Origin of the sequence: Streptomyces sp. R-07, from assembly GCF_049913175.1 — a bacterium.
Classification (GTDB): Bacteria; Actinomycetota; Actinomycetes; order Streptomycetales; family Streptomycetaceae; genus Streptomyces.
In genome coordinates, this window is record NZ_CP183978.1 from 5,379,267 (window position 1) to 5,400,109 (window position 20,843).

Annotated in this window: 36 protein-coding genes; 3 read left to right on the plus strand and 33 right to left on the minus strand. The window is 70.4% G+C overall.

The genetic code is table 11. The annotated features are described in order from the left end of the window. Nucleotides 1-88 precede the first annotated feature (88 nt). The 13 genes from ACN9M0_RS24810 to ACN9M0_RS24870 form a co-directional block, all read right to left on the minus strand. On the minus strand, nt 89-769 hold the full coding sequence (locus tag ACN9M0_RS24810) for an HK97 family phage prohead protease (RefSeq protein ID WP_426404224.1): 681 nt from the start codon (nt 767-769) through the stop codon (nt 89-91). Further along, nucleotides 766-2,073 carry a phage portal protein gene (locus ACN9M0_RS24815; RefSeq protein ID WP_426404225.1) on the minus strand — a complete coding sequence of 436 codons (1,308 nt, stop codon included), beginning with the start codon at nt 2,071-2,073 and terminating at the stop codon, nt 766-768. Before ACN9M0_RS24815 ends, ACN9M0_RS24810 begins: the two co-directional genes overlap by 4 nt. Nucleotides 2,074-2,086: 13 nt before the next feature. Further along, a complete protein-coding gene (locus ACN9M0_RS24820) occupies nt 2,087-3,616 on the minus strand; it encodes a terminase (RefSeq protein ID WP_426404226.1) in 1,530 nt (509 codons plus the stop codon). After that, on the minus strand, nt 3,558-3,791 hold the full coding sequence (locus ACN9M0_RS24825; RefSeq protein ID WP_426404227.1) for a hypothetical protein: 234 nt from the start codon (nt 3,789-3,791) through the stop codon (nt 3,558-3,560). Before ACN9M0_RS24825 ends, ACN9M0_RS24820 begins: the two co-directional genes overlap by 59 nt. Nucleotides 3,792-4,081: 290 nt before the next feature. After that, nucleotides 4,082-4,519, minus strand: a complete 438-nt coding sequence (locus ACN9M0_RS24830) for an AAA family ATPase (RefSeq protein WP_426404228.1) — start codon at nt 4,517-4,519, stop codon at nt 4,082-4,084. A 105-nt stretch (nt 4,520-4,624) separates the two neighbouring features. Beyond that, on the minus strand, nt 4,625-4,900 hold the full coding sequence (locus ACN9M0_RS24835; protein ID WP_426404229.1) for an HNH endonuclease signature motif containing protein: 276 nt from the start codon (nt 4,898-4,900) through the stop codon (nt 4,625-4,627). A 14-nt stretch (nt 4,901-4,914) separates the two neighbouring features. Next, nucleotides 4,915-5,208 (minus strand): hypothetical protein, encoded by a 294-nt coding sequence (locus ACN9M0_RS24840; RefSeq protein WP_426404230.1) that lies wholly within the window; start codon nt 5,206-5,208, stop codon nt 4,915-4,917. Nucleotides 5,209-5,689: 481 nt separating this feature from the next. Next, nucleotides 5,690-6,310: a hypothetical protein gene (locus tag ACN9M0_RS24845; protein ID WP_426404231.1), complete on the minus strand. Its 621-nt coding sequence runs from the start codon at nt 6,308-6,310 to the stop codon at nt 5,690-5,692. A 1-nt stretch (nt 6,311) separates the two neighbouring features. Continuing rightward, entirely contained in the window at nt 6,312-6,758 is a 447-nt protein-coding gene (locus ACN9M0_RS24850; RefSeq protein ID WP_426404232.1) for a hypothetical protein, read from the minus strand. Beyond that, a complete protein-coding gene (locus ACN9M0_RS24855; RefSeq protein WP_426404233.1) occupies nt 6,755-7,219 on the minus strand; it encodes a hypothetical protein in 465 nt (154 codons plus the stop codon). Before ACN9M0_RS24855 ends, ACN9M0_RS24850 begins: the two co-directional genes overlap by 4 nt. Beyond that, the gene (locus ACN9M0_RS24860; RefSeq protein WP_426404234.1) at nt 7,216-8,067 is read right to left on the minus strand and encodes a protein transporter Sec31; all 852 of its coding nucleotides are present in this window, start codon (nt 8,065-8,067) and stop codon (nt 7,216-7,218) included. The genes ACN9M0_RS24855 and ACN9M0_RS24860 overlap by 4 nt, the downstream gene beginning before the upstream one ends. Beyond that, the gene (locus tag ACN9M0_RS24865) at nt 8,067-8,222 is read right to left on the minus strand and encodes a hypothetical protein (protein WP_426404235.1); all 156 of its coding nucleotides are present in this window, start codon (nt 8,220-8,222) and stop codon (nt 8,067-8,069) included. Before ACN9M0_RS24865 ends, ACN9M0_RS24860 begins: the two co-directional genes overlap by 1 nt. Further along, a complete protein-coding gene (locus ACN9M0_RS24870; RefSeq protein WP_426404236.1) occupies nt 8,222-8,539 on the minus strand; it encodes a hypothetical protein in 318 nt (105 codons plus the stop codon). Before ACN9M0_RS24870 ends, ACN9M0_RS24865 begins: the two co-directional genes overlap by 1 nt. Nucleotides 8,540-8,763: 224 nt before the next feature. Between ACN9M0_RS24870 and ACN9M0_RS24875 the strand changes: the two genes are divergently transcribed. Next, nucleotides 8,764-9,027: a hypothetical protein gene (locus ACN9M0_RS24875; RefSeq protein WP_426404237.1), complete on the plus strand. Its 264-nt coding sequence runs from the start codon at nt 8,764-8,766 to the stop codon at nt 9,025-9,027. Between the two features lie 77 nt (nt 9,028-9,104). On the opposite strand, the gene ACN9M0_RS24880 is transcribed toward ACN9M0_RS24875, so the two are convergent. The 20 genes from ACN9M0_RS24880 to ACN9M0_RS24975 all read right to left on the minus strand — a co-directional run bounded on the left by ACN9M0_RS24880 (nt 9,105) and on the right by ACN9M0_RS24975 (nt 19,842). Continuing rightward, entirely contained in the window at nt 9,105-9,803 is a 699-nt protein-coding gene (locus tag ACN9M0_RS24880) for a hypothetical protein (protein WP_426404238.1), read from the minus strand. A gap of 57 nt (nt 9,804-9,860) precedes the next feature. Further along, complete coding sequence (locus ACN9M0_RS24885) at nt 9,861-10,241, minus strand: hypothetical protein (protein ID WP_426404239.1); 381 nt, start codon at nt 10,239-10,241, stop codon at nt 9,861-9,863. 103 nt (nt 10,242-10,344) lie between these two features. Continuing rightward, nucleotides 10,345-10,587, minus strand: coding sequence for a hypothetical protein (locus ACN9M0_RS24890; protein ID WP_426404240.1), 243 nt, complete (start codon nt 10,585-10,587; stop codon nt 10,345-10,347). Then, a complete protein-coding gene (locus ACN9M0_RS24895; RefSeq protein WP_426404241.1) occupies nt 10,584-11,291 on the minus strand; it encodes a hypothetical protein in 708 nt (235 codons plus the stop codon). Before ACN9M0_RS24895 ends, ACN9M0_RS24890 begins: the two co-directional genes overlap by 4 nt. Nucleotides 11,292-11,350: 59 nt before the next feature. Further along, nucleotides 11,351-11,626, minus strand: coding sequence for a hypothetical protein (locus ACN9M0_RS24900; RefSeq protein WP_426404242.1), 276 nt, complete (start codon nt 11,624-11,626; stop codon nt 11,351-11,353). A gap of 76 nt (nt 11,627-11,702) precedes the next feature. Next, entirely contained in the window at nt 11,703-12,653 is a 951-nt protein-coding gene (locus tag ACN9M0_RS24905) for a DNA cytosine methyltransferase (RefSeq protein WP_426404243.1), read from the minus strand. Next, a complete protein-coding gene (locus ACN9M0_RS24910) occupies nt 12,653-12,877 on the minus strand; it encodes a hypothetical protein (protein WP_426404244.1) in 225 nt (74 codons plus the stop codon). Before ACN9M0_RS24910 ends, ACN9M0_RS24905 begins: the two co-directional genes overlap by 1 nt. Then, nucleotides 12,874-13,521 (minus strand): hypothetical protein, encoded by a 648-nt coding sequence (locus ACN9M0_RS24915; protein ID WP_426404245.1) that lies wholly within the window; start codon nt 13,519-13,521, stop codon nt 12,874-12,876. Before ACN9M0_RS24915 ends, ACN9M0_RS24910 begins: the two co-directional genes overlap by 4 nt. Continuing rightward, on the minus strand, nt 13,518-14,384 hold the full coding sequence (locus tag ACN9M0_RS24920; RefSeq protein WP_426404246.1) for a hypothetical protein: 867 nt from the start codon (nt 14,382-14,384) through the stop codon (nt 13,518-13,520). The genes ACN9M0_RS24915 and ACN9M0_RS24920 overlap by 4 nt, the downstream gene beginning before the upstream one ends. Before the next feature lie 71 nt (nt 14,385-14,455). Beyond that, nucleotides 14,456-14,701 (minus strand): WhiB family transcriptional regulator, encoded by a 246-nt coding sequence (locus ACN9M0_RS24925; protein WP_426404247.1) that lies wholly within the window; start codon nt 14,699-14,701, stop codon nt 14,456-14,458. Beyond that, complete coding sequence (locus tag ACN9M0_RS24930; protein ID WP_426404248.1) at nt 14,698-15,582, minus strand: hypothetical protein; 885 nt, start codon at nt 15,580-15,582, stop codon at nt 14,698-14,700. Before ACN9M0_RS24930 ends, ACN9M0_RS24925 begins: the two co-directional genes overlap by 4 nt. After that, on the minus strand, nt 15,579-15,848 hold the full coding sequence (locus ACN9M0_RS24935; RefSeq protein ID WP_426404249.1) for a hypothetical protein: 270 nt from the start codon (nt 15,846-15,848) through the stop codon (nt 15,579-15,581). The genes ACN9M0_RS24930 and ACN9M0_RS24935 overlap by 4 nt, the downstream gene beginning before the upstream one ends. Next, nucleotides 15,845-16,240: a hypothetical protein gene (locus ACN9M0_RS24940; RefSeq protein ID WP_426404250.1), complete on the minus strand. Its 396-nt coding sequence runs from the start codon at nt 16,238-16,240 to the stop codon at nt 15,845-15,847. Before ACN9M0_RS24940 ends, ACN9M0_RS24935 begins: the two co-directional genes overlap by 4 nt. Beyond that, the gene (locus tag ACN9M0_RS24945; RefSeq protein WP_426404251.1) at nt 16,240-16,992 is read right to left on the minus strand and encodes a hypothetical protein; all 753 of its coding nucleotides are present in this window, start codon (nt 16,990-16,992) and stop codon (nt 16,240-16,242) included. The genes ACN9M0_RS24940 and ACN9M0_RS24945 overlap by 1 nt, the downstream gene beginning before the upstream one ends. Further along, complete coding sequence (locus ACN9M0_RS24950) at nt 16,989-17,852, minus strand: PD-(D/E)XK nuclease-like domain-containing protein (RefSeq protein ID WP_426404252.1); 864 nt, start codon at nt 17,850-17,852, stop codon at nt 16,989-16,991. Before ACN9M0_RS24950 ends, ACN9M0_RS24945 begins: the two co-directional genes overlap by 4 nt. Then, nucleotides 17,849-18,025 (minus strand): hypothetical protein, encoded by a 177-nt coding sequence (locus ACN9M0_RS24955; protein ID WP_426404253.1) that lies wholly within the window; start codon nt 18,023-18,025, stop codon nt 17,849-17,851. The genes ACN9M0_RS24950 and ACN9M0_RS24955 overlap by 4 nt, the downstream gene beginning before the upstream one ends. A gap of 74 nt (nt 18,026-18,099) precedes the next feature. Further along, nucleotides 18,100-18,921 carry a hypothetical protein gene (locus tag ACN9M0_RS24960; protein WP_426404254.1) on the minus strand — a complete coding sequence of 274 codons (822 nt, stop codon included), beginning with the start codon at nt 18,919-18,921 and terminating at the stop codon, nt 18,100-18,102. Next, nucleotides 18,918-19,274: a hypothetical protein gene (locus ACN9M0_RS24965; RefSeq protein WP_426404255.1), complete on the minus strand. Its 357-nt coding sequence runs from the start codon at nt 19,272-19,274 to the stop codon at nt 18,918-18,920. The genes ACN9M0_RS24960 and ACN9M0_RS24965 overlap by 4 nt, the downstream gene beginning before the upstream one ends. Nucleotides 19,275-19,358: 84 nt before the next feature. Continuing rightward, nucleotides 19,359-19,586, minus strand: coding sequence for a hypothetical protein (locus ACN9M0_RS24970; protein WP_426404256.1), 228 nt, complete (start codon nt 19,584-19,586; stop codon nt 19,359-19,361). Between the two features lie 4 nt (nt 19,587-19,590). After that, nucleotides 19,591-19,842 (minus strand): helix-turn-helix domain-containing protein, encoded by a 252-nt coding sequence (locus ACN9M0_RS24975; protein ID WP_426404257.1) that lies wholly within the window; start codon nt 19,840-19,842, stop codon nt 19,591-19,593. A 174-nt stretch (nt 19,843-20,016) separates the two neighbouring features. Between ACN9M0_RS24975 and ACN9M0_RS24980 the strand changes: the two genes are divergently transcribed. Together ACN9M0_RS24980 and ACN9M0_RS24985 are read left to right on the plus strand one after the other, a co-directional pair. Next, the gene (locus tag ACN9M0_RS24980) at nt 20,017-20,460 is read left to right on the plus strand and encodes a hypothetical protein (RefSeq protein ID WP_426404258.1); all 444 of its coding nucleotides are present in this window, start codon (nt 20,017-20,019) and stop codon (nt 20,458-20,460) included. A 132-nt stretch (nt 20,461-20,592) separates the two neighbouring features. Beyond that, the gene (locus tag ACN9M0_RS24985; protein WP_426404259.1) at nt 20,593-20,793 is read left to right on the plus strand and encodes a hypothetical protein; all 201 of its coding nucleotides are present in this window, start codon (nt 20,593-20,595) and stop codon (nt 20,791-20,793) included. Nucleotides 20,794-20,843: the final 50 nt, after the last annotated feature.

Genomic DNA, 20,843 nt, shown 5'->3' on the forward strand with positions numbered 1-20,843 from the left:
GTGCCCTCCTGGGCATGACGACGACACCCGCAGGCCTGTTGCCCAGGGTGTCTGGTGGATGAGGTGTCGAGGTGGGTGTCGCCCTGCCTCAGAAGGTGCGGCGCTGTTCCAGCTCGGCGCGCCGCCGCCGGATCGCGATGAGCGGGTGGGTGTCGCCCTGCCCGCTCGGCGCGAGGTCGATGGTGGTCGGGGCGGGACGCCCCAGGAATCGGGCCAGCTCGCCGCTCTCGGCCGCGGCCCGTACCTCGGTGAGGTCGGCGCCGGCCTGCTCGGCCAGCGACCGCAGCCCCGTCGAGGTGTCCATGTACGCCGGGGTGTTGACGGGTGCGACGTCGACGAGCGCGCCAGACAGCAGGGTGCGCAGGGGGAATCCGTCCTCCGTCATGCCCCAGTCGTCGGCGAACGTTCGGAACGCGAAGCTGGACCGGCGGACGTCGCCGCGGCGGACCAGTTCGAGAACGTCCTCGCGCGAGTCGGGGACGTCGACGCTGTAGTCCAGGCCGGTGCCGTCCGTGGCCAGCCGCAGCGTTCCCGCCTCGGAGGTGCCGAGGAGCCGGTTGTCGTCGTGGTTGTAGCGGGCCATCACGTCCGGCCAGCCGTCGCCCTCCGCCTTCGCGAAGAACCCCGGGTCGATCCGCTCGACGAACCCTCCCAGGTTCTGCGACAGCCGGTTGAACTTCGCGGCGTACCCACCGATCTGACGGGACTGCTCGCCGGCCGCCCGGACCTCCACGAGGCCGCGGGTGAACCGACGCTCTTGCTCGGTCATGAGTCCTCCGGGGCCGCGGGGGCCTGGTAGTGGCCGGTGAGCTTGGCTCCGGCCTGATTGAGGATCGCCCGCGCCTCGTCGGCGGAGAGCATCACGTTGACGCCTGCGCCGACCTTCTGGACCATCTCGACGATGTTGCGGGCATTGGCCTGCTCCGGGTCGAGGCTCACGGACATCGCCGACGACAGCGGCAGGTACGTCTGCCCCAGGCCGTTCGGCAGCGGCGCCTCGTTCTCGATCGCGCGGACCTCATCACGGTTCCGCCAGCCCTGGTCCAGCGACATGCCGTGTGCCTCATACCGGGTCTTCAGGTCGGTACGGATCATCGCGTCCGCGTTGAACCGAGCCTCCTCAACGGGCGGCCGGAGCATTGAGAACGCCATCTCCAGACGAACCAGCCACGGCCTGAGCGTCCACGTCAGGAAGTCGATGCTGTCCTGTTCGACGGTGTTGTAGGTCAGGGACCCGCCCGTCTCGCCGCCGATCTTCTCCGGTGGCACACCGTAGATCGCGGCCACCTGGTTCGCCGTCGCCTTGATGGTCTCCAGGAACTGGGACTCGTTGGCAGGTACCGAGATCGGCCGGTACTTCACGCCGCCGCCGAGGGCCACCACGTCGCGTCCTGCCGCCGCGTCCTTGAACCGAGCCTTCAGGATGTCCGCCGCGTCCCTGGTGACCTCCATGTCGGTCTCCAGAACCGCCGACGGAGTCGAGCCGTTTGCGAACCAGTCCCGGCCGAACTGCTGGGCCAGCAGCCCCGTCTCTGTCATCGACGCGAAGTACGCGATCGGCGACAGGCCGAGCGTCTGTCCAGGCAGCGTGTATGCCGGGATGTGGAACATCTGCCCGTCGTCAAGGCGCCGGCCCTTGTAGTGCCAGACCGGCACGGGCGCCAAGTTGTCCGCGATCGTCACGTCGTCCGGGTGCAGCCACTCAATCTGTGACGGCCACCCATCGGCGCCTGTGGCGACGATCAGCCCGTACGCGTTGCCCCGCAGCGTCAGCGACGTCATCGCCCGATGCAGCCAGTCGTACCGGGTGCCGACGGCGGCCGGCTGCCGGAACAGCGGGGGCAGAGGCGACGGTAGACGCTCCTCACCGACGGCCAGGTAGGACTTCATCGGCAACGATGCCACCGAGTCCGCCAGCAGCCGCGTAGCCGCGTACACCGGGGCCAGGCGCAGGGCGCTCTCGGCCGTACCTCCCCGGAGCGCAGCAGCGTCACCGCCCGCTCCCCACACGTCCTGGAACGAGATCGCCCGCTGCTCCTGCTGCCTGCGGCGGAAGGGCCACCACCAGCTCATGCCGATACCCCTCTCACCACACGTTGCTCAGAATGTCCCGGTTGGGTTCGATCTCGACCTCAGCCGACAGGCCCCACTTCGCCAGCGTCGCGGCTACCAACGGGCTGATGTCCACGCCGACGTTCCGTCGGGCCCACGCCCACGCCTCACCCAACGGGCGCTTCTGCGCGCCTGCCAGAGCCACCGCAAGGGGCGGCGGATCGAGGTGGCTGATGGACTGGTCCGCGACCGCGTCGTAAAACTGGCCGGTCGCCTGCGCGATCTCCCGCGCCTTCGGCTGCACCACGGTGACGCCAAGCTCCTCCTCCAGGTCCGCAATGAGGGAGCCGGCCGGGCCGCCGCCGTCGACCACCCAGCACCGCGGCTTCCACTTCTCCTGGAGCTGCTTGGCCCGCTCAACGACCCAGCCCATGCCGGGCCGATGCTCGATGACCTCGATGTGCGTGCCGCCCCGCCACGGGCAGGCCACCACGATCGATGCGGAGTCCCGCTCGGGAGTCGCGTCCACCGAGAACGAGTAAGGGCCGGTCGGCTTCGCCTTGGCGTCCGCCAGGGCCCGCCAGGCGTCCTCTCCGATGACTTGCCAGGTGGCGCCGGACTCTGCCGGGTAGTCGCCCACGCCTAGCCGCTCACGGGCGTACAGGGCGTCGCCCATCTTCAGCCGCTCGTTCATGCACTTCTCGACCCGCAGCCGGTAGCCGATCGCAGGGTTCGACTTGACCGCGGCCTCGGGCGACGCCACGGCATCGTGCTTGTCACAGTCTGAGGGGCACTCGTCGACGTGCGGGTCGATCGACCACTCGAAGTAGGCGAGGGCCGGATCCGGCGTCCCCGTCTCCAGGGAGTCCAGGGCGCGCTGCCGAAGCCGCCCAAGCTGCACTGACGGGGCACCGATGCCAGCGCTGCCCAGGTACCACAGCTGGTCGTTGTCGACGGCGGCCTGCGTCGGCGCGAGCGCACCCATGGCGTCGTCACCGAGGATCATGCACTCGTCGAGGATCACGCAGTCCGCCGTGAAGCCGCGGCCGGAACCACCGGAGCGGGCAATGAAGCGGAGCGTCTGCCCGGTGTAGAGCTCGATGCCTTCCTCGCCGACGGTCTGCCGGTACGCCTTGACGCGTTTGTGCAGGTCAGGGCATGCGCGGATCAGGCGTTCGATCCGCTTGAACGCGTTCTTTGCCGTCTTGAACTCGTGGGCGCTGTGGAGAATCAGCCTCTCGCCGCCGATGAACAGGCCCCACAACTCGCGGGCTTCGATCAGCCCGCCCTTCCCGTTCTGCCTCGGGAGGTTGACGCACACCTCGGGGGCGACCCAGTCGCCGCGGGCGTTCTCCCCCATGGAGACGTTGAGGATGTACTGCTGCCACGGGTCGAGCTTCAGGCCGGCCCGCGCAGCAAGGCCGATGGCCTCCTGGCCGGCGGTGGAGACGGTGCCGGGCGGGACGGTCTCGATGCGGGGGCGCTGGGCGCCGTAGACCGGCTTGTCAGCCGAGCTGCTGCTGGACGTCGGCGCGGCGCCTCTCTCGCTCGCGAGTGAACTCATCGACGCTGTCCCCCTGCTCCTGGACGGGCGCGAGCGCGCGGAGACGAACCATCAGGGCGTGGAGCTTGTCGGCGACATGGGCCTGCGCTGTCGGAGAGTCACCGTCGGGGATCTGGTCGAGAGCGCGGGCGAGCTTGAGTGCGACAGCCGCAAGGCCGGGAGACGTACTGCTCACACCGAGGTTGTCAAGCTCATCGTGGACTTGATCTTCGACCACGACCCACCCCCATTACCCAGAGTAACGTCACGCTGCGTAGTCAATTTGAGGTCGAATCGGAAACGGGGTCAAGATCTTTTTTCGCCGCGCAAAAAATCGGGCGAGAAGGGCTTTTGGGTCGCCCGGTCCTGCCACTAAAGAACGGGCCCGCCCCCGGGGTGCGAGCTGGAATCGACCCGTTGTCGATCACTCGTCGACCCGTCTCGGACCGTCTGTCACATGCTGTGACGCGGGGCCGTGGCGGTGGGTCACCACTGCCGTGAGGCCTGGGGCATGACGGTGCGTGGCAGGTGCTTGCGCTGGCTGTACCAGCGGGAGGCGACGCGCTTCATCTCGGGGGACCGCATGGCTTCGATGCGCGCCATGACGATCTCGCGCCCGGGGTCGACGGCCACGATCTCGGCGTCGTACCTCTTGTACTTCGCCATGGCCTTCGCGCTGGGCATGGTGTGGATGAGGTAGACGTCAACCTTGTCGAGGAGCTGGTACGCCTCCTCGATGGCCGCGTACCGGGCCTTGTGGGCGACGCGCAGGATGGTCGGGTCCTGGTTCCACTGTGGTGCGCCGGGGCCTGTGAGGGCGGTGGCGATGAGGTCGAGGTCGATGACGATGTCCCGCGCGGTGGCGTGGGCTCGAATCCAGGACGACTTGCCTGCGGCCGGCGGGCCGGTGACGACGTACAGCACGACGTCACCTGCCGTACCAGCCGAGGGCCTGAAGGCCGAGGGTGGCCAGGTAGATCAGGGAGCCGCCCGCAAGCCAGAAGAGCACAGTCGAAGCGCGTGACATCGTCACCACCTCCGTGAGGCACGCAGTGGGGCTGTGGTGCCTGTCCTGTTGCCGCGTGCGCTGTTGCAGCGCCGGTGCATGGAGCGGGCGTTGGCGGGGTCGAGGAGGCTGCCGCCGCGTGACAAGGGGACGATGTGGTCGAGGGTGAACGACCACGGCGACCGCGGGTCGAGCTGGGGGTTGATGTAGCCGCCGCAGCGTGCACAGGGCAGGCCGAGGGCCTTCTGTGCGGCAACGAGGCGGCGGTAGGGGCGCCCGTTGCGCGGGTTGCTGAGCACGGGCGCCTCCTCGTCTACGGGGTGCTGGTGGGGTTGAGGATCTCGTCCTTGTGGTTGGTGAGGACTTCGCCGACGGCCCGCTGGTACTCGTCGGGGCTGAGGTGGGCGCACTCGGGGTCCTTCGAGTCGTCCTTGGGTGTGCCTTGGCTGAAGTCGTAGTCGAGGAGGGCTACGCAGTCTTGGAAGGTGTAGGCCTTCGCGGGCGTCGTTGTGGCGGAGGGCGCGGGCTTGGGGTCGCTGCTGCCGCTGGTGCATGCGGTGAGTGCGAGGAGTAGGCCGGCGGTGGCGAGGGCGGGTCGTGTGCGCATCGGGCCAGGGTGCCGTGTGTGCCCACGGTGTGGGGGTGGTGTGTCCGTGTCGTGACATGCGGACGGCCCCGACCGGGGGGTTGGTCGGGGCCGTGCCGTGCGTCGATCGACTTGAGCCGCGCCCGCGGGTGTCACGGTTTCCCAGTGACAGGCGATCGTCCGCGCCCTCGTTCCGGGCATGCCGGAAGCGCTCTTCAATGTAGACGAACCGTCTCGTCTCTGCAACGAGGTACGGGAAAGCCCCGCCGGTCCGGTCGCTGTTCCGGGGGCGGGGCTTCGGGGTCCGAGTCGCGGGCAGCCAGCCGCAGCGGATAGGACTGGTGTCCACGGTAGCGGCGGCCACTGACAGTTGGGGCTACGGCTTCTTCGGGGGCGGCGGGGGCGGGGTCTTCGCGGCCTGTGCGGCGGCCTGGCTGGCCTCGTTGCGCTGCCGCAGCTCGCTGATGGACATGGTGGTCTTGAACTCACCCACGGGGGCTCCTCAGGGGGTCTTGGCGACGGCGTGATGGAGGCGCTCAGTCGGGTCGGTAACGGTGTGGCCCCACGGCCAGCGCCGCACCCTCTTGCCGTTGTTGTTGTCGCTCTGACCTGGGGCAACAACAGCCTCAGAAGGGGTTGAAGCGGGGGAGGGGAGGGGCGGGAAGTCCTCGGCCTTCACGCCCGTGGAGGAGCCGCGGCCCTTCATCCGGCAGGCGTCGATCGGGATGCCGGCCTCCGTGAGGGCTTCCCGCGTGTGCGCGGGGGACAGGCCGAGGTGCTCCGCGAGGACGGCGAGATGAGCGTGCGGGGCGCCGATGCTGTGCAGGGCGGTGGCGAGGTCCTCACGGCCGGGGAGGACGTCGGTGGCCTCCTCCCCGGCTGGGGGGTCCGGCTGCTCCTCGGCGGCCGGCAGGGAGGGGTGGCGCAGCCCCTGGATGACTGCGGTCGCAAGCCAGGCGACGGCAGCCGAGAAGGCGATCTGAGTCGTCCAGGGGAGCCCCTTGAGGAACCCGGCGAGGAGCAGCAGGGCCACGAGCCGGGCCGCCACTCCCCCGGCGATCCACGCGGCGATCGTCCGGCAGATCAGCGTCGAGCCGTCCCAGACGGCGATCCAGACGCGCATCTCAACCCCCGAACGAGGCGAGGAGGGAGGCGGCGACGTCGGATGGGATCGCCCAGACAGCGCCGGTGCCGGTCGCGGGGAACACGAACCCGGCGATTGCGCCGAGGACGGCGCCGAACACGGGGGTGACGGACGCGGTCAGGAAGATGATGAGGAGGATCAGCGCGACGGCGCCGAGGCCGACGTCGCCGAACGGGCCGTCGGCTCCCTGTCCGACGCCGAGGCCGCTGAGGCCTTGGCCGACGACCTGCTCGGGCTTGGCCCATGTGCGGCCGGCGGCGGAGGCCGCGGTGGCGGCGAGGAACGCGACGTAGGCGGCGGGGCTGGCGGTGAGCTTGACGCGGCCCTTTCCTCGTACGCCGAAGAAGAGGAGCAGGGCGATGGCGAGGGCCAGGCCGCCGGTGCCGAGGTGGCCGAAGATGCTGCCGCTCGCGGCGAGGGTGGTCACTGGATGGCTCCGGGGGTGTGAAGGGCGAGCGCGAGGAGGATGGTGGCGGAGGGGATGTGGGCGGCCCAGTCGGCGCCGTCGTGGACTTCCTGGATGGCGTCGCGGGGGACGAGGCGCAGGAGCCAGGTGGCGGCCCGCCAGGCGATGAGCCAGAGCAGGAGGGCGAAGCCGATGGCGCCGGGCCCGGCTTCGTCGAGCTGGGACGACACTGCGGGGCCGAGGCCGAGGCCCCAGCCGATGCCGGCCGCGGTGCTGCGGCGGAGGACCCACCAGCGAATGCGGGCCTTGCGGGGGCTGACGGGCGTGGCGGGGGTGGTGGGTCGGATGGTGACCTGGAGGCCGGGAGGCTCCGGCGCGGGGTTGGTGTTGCGCGTGTACCAGCGGCGCGGTGTCTCTGCTGGCACGGCGTGGGGCTGGTCGTCGGGGCCGTAAAGGTTGTCCCACCAGTCGGGGGCGGTCACGCGGTCCTCCGGAGGCTCCGGAGGGTCCGGGCGACAGACTCCTCCTTGGCGTTGGCGTCGACGACTTTGCGGACGTAGCGGAGGACGGCGTCCGGGTCGGTGATGCCGCAGGAGATGGCGGTCCGGACGGCTTCCGCCATGGTCACGGGCCCGGAGGCGGGGAGTTCCGGAGTGTCCTCCGGAGCCTCCTCCTGGTCCTCCGGAGTTTCCGGAGACGGCTCCGGAGCGCTCCGGAGAGCGACCTCCTGGGCGGCGGCGCGGGCTTCCGCGCGGTTGAGCTGGCGCATGCTCGCGCCCAGGGCGAGACGGCCGCCGATCTCTCCGCGCTTGATGTTGACCCACTGCTGCGTACGGGAGTCGAGGGGCGCGGCCTGGCGGTCAAGGACGAGGGTCCACAGCCACTTCGCGCCACCGGACAGGACTGCGCCGATGACGCCCACGATGAAGGAGTCGGCGATCCAGCCGTGACCGCAGACGGCGGCCATGTCGGCGGCGAGGAAGACGTGGCCGGCGGTTCGGGGTCGACGGATGCGGACGGGGTCGTAGCGGTCGACCCATTCCAGGGCCATGCAGACGATCCAGCCGAGGCTGAAGCCGGTGGCGGCAGCGTAGGCGATGGCCGGTTCGGAGACGGCGCGGGCGAGGAGGTCGCCGATTGAGGAGGTCGACCAGACGATAACGATGCCGAGGCCGGCGGCAACGACGGCAAGGGCGCCGGTGAGGACGATGTGGTCCCAGTCCTTCGGGGGGACGGGCACCTCGACGGTGTATGTCTCGGGGACCATCTTGGTCTCGCCGTCGATGGTGTGGGGGACGAGCCGCGTGCGGGGCTCGGTGCGGGTGCGCATCAGGGCCTCCGCTGCTTGTCGAGCTCGGCGCGGATGTGGGCGGCTGCGGCGTAGTCCTCGGCGCATGCGGCCGGCGTCGCGGGGGTGTCGACGATCGGGCTCGGCCGCGGGGTGTAGTCCGGCTCGGGCGCGGTCTCGTACGTGGGGGTGTCCATCAGGCCGTCACTCCCTGGATGAGGAGCTGAATGCGGGCGGCGTACTCGGCGCGGGTGTCGGTGGGGAGGGCCGCGGGGAGGGCGTCGCGGAGGTCCCACGTCACGCTGTTGGCGGTGTGGTCGTCGCCGTGGTGGTCGAGGACGTAGCGGGTGATCGCGGCCTCGCGGGCGTTGTCCGTCATGGGGTCGGTGGGCCGGAAGGTGGCGAGACGCTGGGCGATCCACTGGAGGCCGGCGCGGGTGCGGAGCTCGCGGGTGCTGGCCTGAGCCTGGCGGAGGGCTTCGTCGGGCTGGGAAAGGTCGGTACGGTGTTCCATGAGCTGTTCCTCCTGGTTGGCAGGTGGACGGCTGGCCCCGGCCGGGCTCTCACACACCGACCGGGGCCGTCTTGCGTACGAGACCGGGGGCGGCCTCGCACCACCAAGCTAGACCCTAGGGTCTATGCCGTGCAAGACCCTAGGGTCTATCGTGGTGTCTGGCCGCACTTCCACAGCAAGGGAGGAGCGGGATGGCAGACCAACCTGAGGAGGTGCAGAGGCTCTTGGAGGCGATCGAAGCCCTAGAGGCCATCGAGGACGACGCGGAGGCGGCACGCGCGGCCACGCAGGTCCTCGACGACTGGCCGGCCCATCACGCTCGGCTGCGGGAGCTGCGGCAGCGGCGCGTGCTGGCGTTGAAGGCGCAGGGGAAGACATGGCAGCAGATCGCCGACGAGGCGCTCGGTGGCGTGCATCCGACGCGGGCGCAGCAGATTGCGCAGGGGAAGCGCGGCACGAAGCGACCGAAGGCTGACCCCGCCGAGTGACACTGCCGAGCCCCCGACCGTCACGGTCGGGGGCTTCGTCGTGTCCGAACGCTTCGGGGTGCTCCGAAGCGCGCGGGTCAGGCGGCGACCACTCCCCGTTCGGACCAGAGCGCCCCGCACTGCTTGCATCGTGCGGTGGGCTGGGCGCCGGCGCCGCCGCGGATCTCGATGGCGCCGCCGCACTGGCACGGGTGCGCGGCTGTCAGCTCGCGGCGCCCGTCGGCGAGGTCGAGGGCGCGTTCGATGCGGGCGAGGGCTCCGGTGGCGACGGTGGCCAGGGTGGTCGTCTGAGCGTCCGTGAGAGGCCGTCCGGGCCACGGGGTCCCGGCAGCCCTGGCGGAGAGCCAGAGGGCGGTGTGGATGGCTCCGGGGCGGCGTCCCTTGTACTTCCAGCGGTGGGGGTGGTTGGCGTCGGCGTTGGCGAGGCGGTTGCGGCGGATGCGGTCCTTCGTGGGCCAGGTGGCGGGGGCGGGCTGCATGGGGTCGCGCTGGGATTCGGCGGCGATCTGGTCGGCGGTGTCGTGGAGAACGGCCTCGACGGTGCGCATCGTGTCCAGCACACGGAGGCTGATCGGGACGGGCCGGGTACCGAGCTGGTCGGGGGAGCGTTCGAGGGCGCGGAGGGCGGCAGCTTCGGCAAGGTCGTACCGGTCGAGCCCGGCGAGGTAGTCGCGGAGTTGCGGCGGGGGCCAGGCGTGTTGGGTGCGGTCGCCGAGGGCGTCGGTGAGGTCGGCCCACAGGGTGGCCACGGTCTGGAGCTGCTGGGCAGTGTTCACGGTGCTCCTTGCGGGGGTGGGGCGCGCTGGTGAGGGCGCGCCCCGGCGGGTCTGGGGTCAGGCGGTGTGGGCGTCGAGGGCGGCACGGAGTCCGGCTTCGGCGAGCGGTTCGATGTGGATGGTGCCGAGGTCGCGGCCGAGGTGAGTGAGGGCGTAGTCGCTGATGGCGAGTGCGGCGGCGAGGATGGCTTCGGGTGAGGTGACGGCGTTGAGGGCGGCCTCGGCCCGCTCGGCGCGCTGCTGCTGCTTGTCGCGTTCGGCAGTCCGCTTGGCCTCGGCTGCTCGTGCGTCCTGGGCGAAGCGCTTCCAGAAGTCGAGGTCGGCGTACAGCTGTCCGATGCCGTCGCGGAGCCGGGTGGCTTCGTCTCCGGTCAGCCCGCCGTGGTGTTCGGCGCGGTCGACGAGGTTGCGGAGGGGGTCCGTCGTCGGCTGGGTCATCGGGGTCTCCGGCGGGGGTGCTTGAGGATGTGGGCGGTACGGCAGGCGGCGGTGGTGGTGAGCAGGGAGGCGGCGAGGTAGCAGGCGAGGCACGCCCACCAGGTCATCGGTTGGTCTCCTCGTCGGCCATGCGGCGGAGCAGGCGGACGACGTCGGCGATGGCGTGCCGGTAGCCGAGGGGCGCGTCGCCGGTGGGGGTGAGGTCGAGGGCGACCCGGTCGGCGGCCTGGTTCCATGCGGCGGCTCGGGTCTCGGCGCGCCGCCGGTCCCGGGCGGCAGGGGTCTCGCCGGGGGTGCCCCATCCTTCTTCGAAGTCGGGGTCGCTGAACTCACTGAAGTTGGTCATCGGGTCTCGTCCTCCTCGACGGTCCACGTGGTCGTCTCCCGCACCAGGCGGCGGTCAACCGGCGTGCCGTCCTTCCACCTCGGCCCGATCGCTCGGGCGTTGGCGAGGTGGTCCAGGGCTTGGTCGCGGTCGAGATAGCGAGTGCCGGGCGCCCACTCGCCAGCCAGGGGGTCGTGCAGCTCGACGGCCCACCTGTGGACGGGCGGCCGGGCCTCCTCGGCGGCGCGGTCGTTGGCCGGCTGGGTGTCGGACAACCCGGCGGCGGGGGCAGGCTCGGGCGTGTGGGGGTCGTCCGGCCACCTGCCTGCACGGTGGTCCGCGTCCTTCTCGCATCGGCCGACGCCCTGGAACATCACGGGGCACCGTCCGGGGTGTGCGGTGGCGCTGTCCGGCTGTTGTCCGCTGGCCTGACGGGCGGCGTCCCGGATCCCGGCGGCGAGCTGGGCGTAGACGGCGCCCTTGCGCTCGTCGTCGATCCTGGCCGCGCTGATGGCCTTGACGAGGTACTTGGACGCGACGGTGAGGTCGGGGGTGCAGCGGTGGCAGAAGTCGTGGGTGGCGCAGTGCCGGGTACTGCGGCACGGGGCGGCCTGGTCGGTCATGTGCTGCTCCTGGCGGTCGGCGTTCGGATGGTCGGCGGCAAGTCGGGCGTTGTGGGCCATGGCGTAGCCGACTGCGTCGCCGATGCTCGGGTGGTGCCGCATGTGCTGCTCCTGGTTTTGGGGCCGGGCCGCCACGGGGACGACCCGGCAGACGGCGGGGGTCAGGCGGTGGTGATGCGGGCCGGGCAGAAGCGGGCGCCACGGCCACCCGCGAGGTCGAGCCACATGAACTCGCCCATCGACCGGTCCTCGTTGGTCCGGAAGAAACAGTCCGCGGCCTCGGGGCGGCCCATCTCGGTGAGGACCGGGGTGAGGTACGGGATGGCGTGCTCGGCGACCGCGCGGTGGAACTCGTTGATGTCGTCGGTCTCGACGGTGAGCGGCGGAACGGGGCGGGTGTCGCCGAGGGCGCCGAACTCGATGCTGTAGGTGGCCACTGTGTGCTCCTGTCGTGGGTAGTGTCGGGTCGGGTCGCCCTGCTTGGTTGCGACGAGCAGGGCGGCCTGCGGCATGTCAGGCGGTGGCGGCGCGGAGGAGCGCCGTGGCGAGCTGGACGGGTGCGGCGTTGCCGATCTGCTGGCTGATGTCGCGGCCGGACCAGGGGTAGTCCGCGGGGAAGCCCTGGAGGACGCCGGCCTCGGCGTGGGTGAAGCGGGGGAGTTCGTGGCCGTCGGGGTCGAGGAGCCGGAAGCGGCTGATCTTGCCGGTGACGGTGAAGGCGGGGACGGTGCTCGCGCGGCGGCCGCGGTTCTTCGGGTCGCCTCCGGTGCCGTAGTTGGAGACGACGGTGAACGGGCCGCGCTCGGGCAGGGCGTCGGCCATGGACACCCAGGACAGAAGGCTCGGGTCTCCGGCCGACTGCGGAACGCCCCTCTCGTACCGGCGGTGCGTCGGCGCAGGGAGGGCCACGGGGCCGTCCAGGCGGGCCACCAGGACCGCGCGGCGCCGGGTCTGGGGCACGCCGTACTCCTCCGAGTGGAGGACCCCGCAGGCGGCGTTGTAGCCGAGCGTCTCCAGGACTTCGGCGTAGGCCTGCCAGATCGGGAGGACGGCGGGGACCTGCTCCAGGACGACGGCGCGGTACGGGCGCCGGTCCTGGGCGGCTTCGAGAATCCAGCGCAGCGGCTCCAGGACGAGGGCGGTGCGGTCGTCGAGGCTCTCGGGGATGGTGACGTGGCTGTCGGCGCCCGCGGTCTTCACCGTGGCGACGAGGAGATCGAGGACGGCGCGTCCCTTGCCGGTGCCGCCGATGCTGAACGTCTGGCACGGGGGGCCGGCGGTGATGACGTCCTCGATGGAGGTCTGGCGGGAGTCGTGGAGGCGGACGTTGCCGTGGATGGTGGGGAGTCCAGCGGCGCGGCGGGTGGCGACGGCGTTGGCGTCCCGTTCGATGCCGGTGAGGTGGATGCCGAGCTGGCGGGCGGCGAGGTCGATGCCGCCGGGGCCGGCGAACAGGTCGGGCATCAGGTCTCCTGGGTGGGTGTGATGGTCCATCCGCTGCGTCCGAGTTCGCGGCCGATGCGGGTGGCGCGGGCGTGGTCGTCCTCGTGGAGGACCGTGGCGTCCTGCTCGGCGGCTTCGATGACGGCGAGGGCGGCGAGGGGGATGGCGGTCTGACCGGGGACGGGCGTGGGGGTGGGCTGGTCGAGGAGGGCGCGGGTGGCGGCCAGGCGCCCGGCCGGCGTCATGCCGCAGTCCGGGTGCCCTCAGCGGTCCGCTGCTCGGCCTCGGCGAGGATCGCGAGGATCGCGGCCCGGTTCGGGGACGTGTTGGTGCGGCCGTTGGCGTCGTGCTCGGGCTGGATGTAGCCATTCCAGTTGGTGCGGCCGAGCTGCTCGGCAACCTGCTCGACGAGGTCGGGGTACCGGCCGATGATCTGGACGCGGGCGGCGCAGCGGGCGGCGGCCTCGCGGCCGGTCTGCTTGATGAACGCGGCGAGGTCCTGCTGCTGCCGCATCGCAGCAACGTCGGCCTCGGTGACGGCCGCGGTGAGCGCGGGGATGGCCGGGGTCTGGCCGGTGGCGACGTTGCGGCGGTGGGTGCGGAGCGTTCGCAGGTAGAGGGGGACGTTGTTCGGGTCGGCGGCCGGCGGTTCGGTCTCGGCGTCGACGGAGACAAGGGCGCGGCGCTGCTTGCGGACCTCGGTGGCGATCTCGCCGGGGGCAACGAACGCCTGGCGTTGGGCAACCTCGGCGGCCGCGGTTCGGGCTTCGTCGAGGGTGTAGTCGCGGAGGACGTCGTGCCAGGCGTCGGGGGTGTACTCGTCGAACTTCTGCTGGGGGCAGAGGGCGCGAACGTAGCGGGCGAGGATGACGGTTTCGTCGGGGGTCATGAGGACTCCTGCTGCATGCGGGCGCGGGCGCGGGCCATCGCGCGGTCGAACAGGTCGTCGGACTGCTGCTGGGGGCTGGAGTTCCAGGGCTGGCTGTCGACGGAGTGGAGCTGGGGGAACTGGCCGGCGGGCTGCTCGGGTTCGTCGTCGTAGCAGCCCTTGTTCAGCCACGTGGCGGGGTACTTCGTGAACTTGGGGTCCTTCTGGAAGCGCTCGCGGGCGTAAGCCTGGGCGGCGGTCACGATGTGCTCGGGGTCGACGCCTCGTTTGATGGCGGCGATCCAGGCCTTCTTCGCTTCCTCGCGGGCCTTCTTCTTCGGGTACGTGAGCCAGAAGGCGCCGAAGGCTTCGAGGTCTGCCTCAGCCCCGAGAGAGTCTTTGTCTTCGTGAGGGGGTGAGGGGAGTGAGGGGAAGGGGGTAGCCGTGGCTCCTTCAGAGTGAGCCGTGGCTCCTTCCGAAGGAGCCGTGGCTACCCCTTCCACCCCCGAAGGGGTAGCCGTGGCTCCCTCATGGGGGAGCGTGGGCTCCCCCTTAGGGGTAGCAGTGGCTACCCCTTCGATCGTGAAGTCGGGAACTCTGAACGTCGTCCGCATCCCCGGCACCGCGTACAGGACACGGCCGTCCTTCCCCTTGCCGATCGGTACCCGGAACTCCCAGCCAGCCGCCGCAAGACGCTTCAAGGCATTCCGCACGACGACGGCATCCTTGGCGCCGGTCCACCGAGCGAGGACCTCCAGGGGCACAAGGGATTCGCGGGTGTTGTCGTTGGCGTCGTCGGCGATCTCCAGGGCGACCGCGCGCTGGAGGCCGGTGATGTCCCGTCCCAGTGCTTCGCGGAGATCGCGACGAAGCTGGTAGCCCATGAGGTCTTCTCTCGGTCAGTGCGGGGAGGGTGGTTCGGGGGCCCGGGGCGCACGGCCCCGGGCCGGGGGGGCTAGGCGGCGTTGGCGGCCTGGCGGCGGAGGCGGCGGCGCTCGCGCTCGGACAGGCCGCCCCACACGCCGAACCGCTCGTCGTGGTCCAGCGCGTACTCGGCGCAGCGGACCCGGATCGGGCACGCCATGCACACCTGCTTGGCGTCCTTCGTCGAGCCGCCCTTCTCGGGGAAGAACACCTCGGGGTCGGTCTGGGCGCACAGGCCGTCGTCGAACCATGCCGGTGTCGACTGGGGGAGGATCATGCGGCAGCCCCCCTGTCCCGGCGCTGGCCGGTGCGGAGTTCGTGGAGGATGGCGCGGACGGTGCTGATGTGAAGGTCGAGCCGCTCGGCGATGGTCTCCGACTCGAAGCCGTACGAGGCGAGGTGTTCGATCTCCTCACGGCGCAGAGCACCCAGCTCGTTGCGGTTCAGCTCCCGATCCACCACGACAGGCGACGCCGACGGGTTGTCGATGTCGTCGTCCCACGCGGCCGGCGGAGCCCAGCCCCCAGCACGGGCACTGGCTCGGGCACGGCTGCTGTTTCCGGGAGTGGCAGCGAGCTGCCGGTAGGCGGCACGGACGGCCTTGTACGTGGCCGCGGTGACGTCCTCGGTCCGCTCGTACAGCAGGTTCTGGATGGACGTGTTGGTCAGGCCGACGATCGGACTGAGGACAAGGGAGCCGTGGCCCATGGCGTACAGGGCCTGAAGCCGGCGCCGAGTACCGACAGCCGGGAGGCGGTCGGTGTCGCGGACGATCCGGGGCCGGACGGCCAGAACCTTGCTGGCAGTCCCGCGGTTGCAGGTCGGGTTCTTCGCCCGAGCGACGTTGAGGACGGCGCCCCGGGAGACTCCGGCCGCGATAGCGATCTGGGTGTGGCTCATCCCGACCGCGAGCAGGGCGTGCACGTGGTCGCGTACCGGTCCGACAGGAACGCGGGGCGGGTTGCCGCTGAGGTGAGCGAGCTCGCGTTCGTTGCAGGCTCGGCGGTGGGCGTCGAGGCAAGGGCGGCACTTGCATGGCGGGCGGGTGCCGGTGCGGTTGCCCTGGTAGCGGGCCGGGGTGCCGTGCGGGGGGATCGGGCGGTTGGTGCCCGTGGTGGGGCGGGTGGTCAGCCCCACCACGGGAGTCTCGGTGGTCACTGGGCGGCCCCCACGTACCGGACGTAGATCCGGTGCTCGCCGAACAGCGTGCGCATCTCGGCCTCGAAGCCCGTGCCGAACATGGCCCATCCGGGCTTGCCGTTGCGTACCGAGTAGGCGTCCTGACGGGCCGAACCGGCAACCTTGCGCCGGCCAAGGAGGGCCCAACGACCGGGCACCAGCTTCAGTGCCTCCGCAACCTCGGACCGTGCCTCGTCACTGAAGGGGATGAGAGGGGCAGCCTTCTCGAATCGGAGCGTGGTCACTGGTCCTCCTTGCGGGGGTCGATGCCGAGGGCGGTACGGGCCGCGGGCAGGAGCGGTTCGCCCTGGTAACCGGTCGCGTCGAGGAGCTGGTCCGTGAGGTGGGCGATGGTCCGGCGCTGGACGGCGGCCTCGGCGCGGTACCGGGCGACGGCGCGGAGGGCGCGGGTGAGGCGCACCCCGTTCTCGTAGCGGCCGTCCTCGGCCTGTTCGACGTACGCCACCGCACGGCGGTACTTCTCGCGGTCTGCAGCGGCGTTACCTTCGGCCGTGCGTTGGTCGGCCCGCGCCTCAACCGTCGCCTTCTCGGCCTCGTCGACGAGGTGCCACACACCAGCCACAGCCAGGTCGACAGCGGCCTGCGCGCGGCGCCGGGAGATGAAGGGGAGTCGCATCACGCCACCGCCCCGCCGTTGCCGGGCTGCGTGGTCTCCGGCCAGTCGGTCGAGCCGTCGACCTCTTCCCACTCGGTCTCGGCGTCGTCGCGGGTCACCGTGTACTCAGCCTCAGCCTCAGCCTCGGCCGGTGCCGGGGCGGGCGGCGCGGTGAGGGCGGTGATGTTCAGCGGTGCCCGCTCCGGAACGACCTCGGCGTGGACCGTGCCCTCCAGCTCCTCCGCGACGTACGGCATGCCGTGCAGCGCGTCCGAAGCGATCAGCCGGCAGACCTCCCCCGTCGCGCGGGCGATCAGCATCGTCTTCGGCTGCTTCTTCCACTGGTCCTTGCCCAGCAGCCCCAGCAGCCGGGCCCGGTCGAGGTCCCACTCGACCTCCTGCCAGGCTTCGGAGCCTTTCCGGCGGCCGCGCATCTTGCAGTACGTGGGGGTGGACTCGACGACCTCGACTTCGTGGCCCTGCGCCTGGACGATGCCGCGCATGGCGTGGGCCCGGAGGGCGGGCTGTCCCTGGATGACGTCGATGCTCTTCAGCGATGTCATCGGCTGGAGTCCCAGCTCGTGGCCCGCGAGGACCACGGCGACGATCTCGTCCCGCTTCCCGCGGTAGGCGCCGGCGAGGGTGGTTCCAGCGATGGCCTGGGCGATGCCGGAGATGGCCGCGGCCTCGCGGGCCCAGGTCTCCAGCGACGAGCCGATCGGCTGGTTTGCGGGCACAGGCATGTTGGTGTCGCGGGTGGCGATCTCGGTCACTGGAGGTACTCCTCGGCCTGGCGGATGGTGTCCCAGGAGGGCATGCCGATCTGGGGAATGTCGGTGGTGGGCCCGGTCCAGTCGGGCCAGATGCCGGTGGACTCGCACTCGGCGTAGATGCGCAGGGCGCGTTCGTTGCGGGCGCGGCCGATGTCCCGGTCCTCCTGGTGCAGTTCCCGTACGGTGATCAGGTACGGGGCGGTCTTCGACTGGAAGACGAAGACGAACCGCGTCTCCTCTGGGGCAAGGACGGCGGTGATGCCGTCGATGTAGAAGGCGTCCTGCTGGTGGTACGAGTAGTCCCGGATGCACCGCTGTACGGCCGTGGGCGCGGCGTCGGCGCAGGACTTGTAGTCGACGCACAGCGTCAGTCCCGGCAGCTGCTTCAGCCAGTCCGGCCGGACCCGGCAGCGGACCCCGGTGGCCGGATCGGTCCAGTACAGCGACTGCTCCGCCAGCCCCGTGCCGGGCACCAGCAGCGGACCGGCCAGCGGGTGAGCGCGCAGCGCGGCGGCCATGGCCTCGACCTGGTCCATCTCGGCCTGCTTGAGCGGGATTCCACCCCGCTCCCGGATCTCCGCGACCTGGGCCTTCGCGACCTTGGTGTCCCAGCGGGCACCCTCGACGACTTCCAGGTCCGGGCCCTCGCCGAGCACGAGCTTGTGCGCGGCGTGCCCCACGTCGAACGTCTTCTTCGGAGCCGGCGGCTGGTCCTGCTCGTACCTGAACTGGGCCGGGCAGCCCGGCGCGAGGAGCGCGCGGAGACCAGACGACGAGATCGAAGTACGGTCCGCGTGGTATACCTCGGCCGGCAGCCCGTCACGCATCTCCGGCGCGAGCGTCTCCGCGGTGATGCTCACGAAGCGGCTCCGGTGTAGCGGGCGTACAGGGCGGTGCCGTCGTCGACGAGTGCAGTCCGCGTTTCGTACGCCCCAACAGGGGTGTAGTGGCGGATGCGGTCGGCGGTGCGAATGTGTCGCGCGGTGGACTCGGCGGACTGGCGCGAGTTGTAGATGCCGACCTCGATCCACATGCCAGGGTGACGCCGGCAGTCGTCCGCCCGTAGGGCGTGGTTGGCGAACGATCGCCTCATCCAACGGCGGCCCATCAGACGGCACTCCCGCAGGTGCAGTCCTCGAACGTGTGGCCCTTGGGGCAGCGGCCGGTGGTCTGCCGGGGGATGGTCGGCAGGTCGCGGGGCACGACGTAGTCGTGGTGCAGCGGACTCGTGTGCGGGTCCTCCTCCTGCCGCTGCTGCGGGACCGGAGGCAGCGCGGGAGCGTTGACCATCACCCCGTCAGCGGCGTTGCGGATCAGCGCCACCCACTCCGGGACGGGCAGCGGCTGCTCCCACCGCGTCGCCTGCTTCTCAGCCGCGTCACACACCGCGTACACCGCGTCGAGGCAGCGGCTGATGTAGGCCATCTCCTCGGCGATCGTCGGCTCGACGCCGACGTACTTCTTCCGCTCGGCCTCCAGCTCGGCGATCCGGTCCCGCTGTACCCGCAGCTGCTCGGCCGCGTCGGACAGGGCCTGGTTCGTCGAGTGCCGCTCCGCCCGCAGACGGGCGTTCTCCTGCTCTTCCTCGTGCCGAGCCAGACACGCGCCGGTGATGTCGTTCTGCAACTGCCGGGCCTCGGACCGCAGACGGTTGTTCTCCGACCTCAGCCGGTACAACTCCGACACCCCGGTCTCGTCGTCGCGGACCGCACCACGGGACAGCTTGTCGGCCATCAGCGCCACCGCGTCCGATGCCGTCCGGTTCTCCCGGTTCGAAGTCCCGTACTCCCCGGCCTTCTTCGCCAGCCACGCGACGATCTGCGCGTCCCGCTCGGCGATGACCTCGGCACGATGGGCGTCGGCGGCGGCCTCGAATCGGTCGCGACTGTCGCTCAGGAAGCAGTCACGGAGCTCGTCGCGGGCGCTCATGCGGCCACCGCCTCAGCGGCCGGGCGCTCCGACAGCGGCGGCAGGCCCACACCCGACAGCTGCACCCGCACGACCATCGGTACGCCGCCGACCAACTGCCGGAGCTCGCCCTCCGCCAGCAGGAACGAGTCGGCCTCCGACGACCACAGCTTCACGTCCTCGATGACCAGGCCCAGCGCCTCACGCCACGCCTCGAATGCCGAGTGCGGCACCTGCACGCCCACCGTCGTCCAGTGGAACGTATGCACCGTCAGGTACGGGGCGGGCAGTGTCGGGTGTTCCAACGCCAGCCAGGAGAAAAGCTCCAGCGCTTCCAGCTGGTCACTCACATGGGGGGTAAGGTCGTTGTTCACGGTGTTCCACTCCTTCTTGGGTGTGTGGGATTCCGAGGGGTCGCATGCGGACCAGGCCCGGTCCGGGCGGCCCCGTTTCGTTGGTCAGGCCGCGCGGCGGCGGCGCTTCGGCTGCGCCGGGATGCGGTGCATCGCCGCGATCTCCGCCCGGTCCTGCGGGCTGAACATCAGCCGGCGGCCCATGCGGTGGGCCGGGAAGCCCATGTGGTTCACGCCGTCGCGGAGCCGGCGGGCACCGATGCCGAGACGGCGGGCCGTCTCCATGACGTCGGTGAAGTCTTCGATGGTGGGTACGGCGGTCAGCGTCGCCATTGGGTCACCTCGGGTGGTGTGAGTCCTCGCTCTCGGCAAGGAGCTGGGTGCTGGTGTCAGGAAGTTCGAGTGCTGCGCGGAGAGCCGCGTACGTGTGCGGCCGCATGTTGCGTCGGACGCCGATTTCCAGCCGCGTGAGGTAGCTGCGACTGATGCCTGTGCGACGGGCGAGGTCGGCGATCGGGAGGCCACGTGACATGCGGATCTTCCGGATAGCCGCCCCGTCCACCTCGAAAGTGGGTCGGGGTGCCTGCATGCAGAGAACCTAACAGAAGTTGCTAGCAGCTTCTAGCAGTACTTGGCGGTAACTAGCAGAAGATGCGAGGAGCTGGCAGGGCTGCCTTAAGGGAAGCTCAAGGAACTGTTACGGACCCGTAGAGGCTGAAAGCTGTTCCTGGCGGTACCTAGGAGTTCCTGGGAATATGGGGGCATGACCACCCCCAGCCACGCCGACAGGCTGAGACTCGCCAAGCTCGTGATCCACCGCCGCCGAGAGCTCGGCTGGCACAAGGTGGACGCCGCCAAGGCGGCCAGCCTCACGCACACCACGTACATGCGCGTCGAGAACGCGCAGCCCGTACGTGATGTCACCTACGTAGCCATCGAGAAGGCCTTTAGCTGGGCGCCTGGCGCCTGCCACGCCGTCCTCGACGGACTCGAAGAGGCCCCCCTCGCTGGCGACGTATCAGGCGGAGCAAGGTTCGCGCCTGCCCTCAACATTGACGAGGAAGCACGCAAGGCGGTGCAGGACGTGGTCATCGCCGTCACCCCAGAGATGCCGGCCGGGAAGATGGCGGAGCTGGAGAAGGGCATCGTGGAGATGCTCCGTCAACGCGGCGTGATTCCACCCAAGAGTGAAGAATCAACCCCCTAGGACTACAACCTTTTTGCTGTAACTGCATCGTTACAGTGGGTTCGAATATGTCTTGTGACATATGCCTTTCGGTCGAACGTTCAACGTGTGATGCTCGCAGCTCTGGGGTTCCATCGCACCGAAGGGAGGCCCATGCACGAGTTCATCGCGTTCGACCCTGGGCCCGGGTTCATCGGCATGGCGGGCAAGGTCGGCGAGAAAATCGTGTGCGTAGCGACGCCCAAAGTCCGTACCGATCCGACCATCAGACGGCAGGCACGGGAACTGATCCGGCGTCAAGGAGGAGACTGCGACGCGTGCGAGCAGAGCTGCCCGCTCCGCCAAGCCGCGTAAGCAGTCCATGAGTAGGTGATCGGCAGTCAGGGGTGCCTGTCGGCCACCGT

Excerpts from the sequence above, each read along its gene's own strand:
- ACN9M0_RS24810 (WP_426404224.1), bottom strand. The coding sequence starts at position 769 with ATGACCGAGCAAGAGCGTCGGTTCACCCGCGGCCTCGTGGAGGTCCGG.
- ACN9M0_RS24815 (WP_426404225.1), bottom strand. The coding sequence starts at position 2,073 with ATGAGCTGGTGGTGGCCCTTCCGCCGCAGGCAGCAGGAGCAGCGGGCG.
- ACN9M0_RS24820 (WP_426404226.1), bottom strand. The coding sequence starts at position 3,616 with ATGAGTTCACTCGCGAGCGAGAGAGGCGCCGCGCCGACGTCCAGCAGC.
- ACN9M0_RS24840 (WP_426404230.1), bottom strand. The coding sequence starts at position 5,208 with ATGCGCACACGACCCGCCCTCGCCACCGCCGGCCTACTCCTCGCACTC.
- ACN9M0_RS24845 (WP_426404231.1), bottom strand. The coding sequence starts at position 6,310 with ATGCGCGTCTGGATCGCCGTCTGGGACGGCTCGACGCTGATCTGCCGG.
- ACN9M0_RS24860 (WP_426404234.1), bottom strand. The coding sequence starts at position 8,067 with ATGCGCACCCGCACCGAGCCCCGCACGCGGCTCGTCCCCCACACCATC.
- ACN9M0_RS24865 (WP_426404235.1), bottom strand. The coding sequence starts at position 8,222 with ATGGACACCCCCACGTACGAGACCGCGCCCGAGCCGGACTACACCCCG.
- ACN9M0_RS24870 (WP_426404236.1), bottom strand. The coding sequence starts at position 8,539 with ATGGAACACCGTACCGACCTTTCCCAGCCCGACGAAGCCCTCCGCCAG.
- ACN9M0_RS24885 (WP_426404239.1), bottom strand. The coding sequence starts at position 10,241 with ATGACCCAGCCGACGACGGACCCCCTCCGCAACCTCGTCGACCGCGCC.
- ACN9M0_RS24890 (WP_426404240.1), bottom strand. The coding sequence starts at position 10,587 with ATGACCAACTTCAGTGAGTTCAGCGACCCCGACTTCGAAGAAGGATGG.
- ACN9M0_RS24895 (WP_426404241.1), bottom strand. The coding sequence starts at position 11,291 with ATGCGGCACCACCCGAGCATCGGCGACGCAGTCGGCTACGCCATGGCC.
- ACN9M0_RS24905 (WP_426404243.1), bottom strand. The coding sequence starts at position 12,653 with ATGCCCGACCTGTTCGCCGGCCCCGGCGGCATCGACCTCGCCGCCCGC.
- ACN9M0_RS24910 (WP_426404244.1), bottom strand. The coding sequence starts at position 12,877 with ATGACGCCGGCCGGGCGCCTGGCCGCCACCCGCGCCCTCCTCGACCAG.
- ACN9M0_RS24915 (WP_426404245.1), bottom strand. The coding sequence starts at position 13,521 with ATGACCCCCGACGAAACCGTCATCCTCGCCCGCTACGTTCGCGCCCTC.
- ACN9M0_RS24920 (WP_426404246.1), bottom strand. The coding sequence starts at position 14,384 with ATGGGCTACCAGCTTCGTCGCGATCTCCGCGAAGCACTGGGACGGGAC.
- ACN9M0_RS24925 (WP_426404247.1), bottom strand. The coding sequence starts at position 14,701 with ATGATCCTCCCCCAGTCGACACCGGCATGGTTCGACGACGGCCTGTGC.
- ACN9M0_RS24940 (WP_426404250.1), bottom strand. The coding sequence starts at position 16,240 with ATGCGACTCCCCTTCATCTCCCGGCGCCGCGCGCAGGCCGCTGTCGAC.
- ACN9M0_RS24955 (WP_426404253.1), bottom strand. The coding sequence starts at position 18,025 with ATGTGGATCGAGGTCGGCATCTACAACTCGCGCCAGTCCGCCGAGTCC.
- ACN9M0_RS24960 (WP_426404254.1), bottom strand. The coding sequence starts at position 18,921 with ATGAGCGCCCGCGACGAGCTCCGTGACTGCTTCCTGAGCGACAGTCGC.
- ACN9M0_RS24970 (WP_426404256.1), bottom strand. The coding sequence starts at position 19,586 with ATGGCGACGCTGACCGCCGTACCCACCATCGAAGACTTCACCGACGTC.
- ACN9M0_RS24975 (WP_426404257.1), bottom strand. The coding sequence starts at position 19,842 with ATGCAGGCACCCCGACCCACTTTCGAGGTGGACGGGGCGGCTATCCGG.
- ACN9M0_RS24980 (WP_426404258.1), top strand. The coding sequence starts at position 20,017 with ATGACCACCCCCAGCCACGCCGACAGGCTGAGACTCGCCAAGCTCGTG.
- ACN9M0_RS24985 (WP_426404259.1), top strand. The coding sequence starts at position 20,593 with ATGCACGAGTTCATCGCGTTCGACCCTGGGCCCGGGTTCATCGGCATG.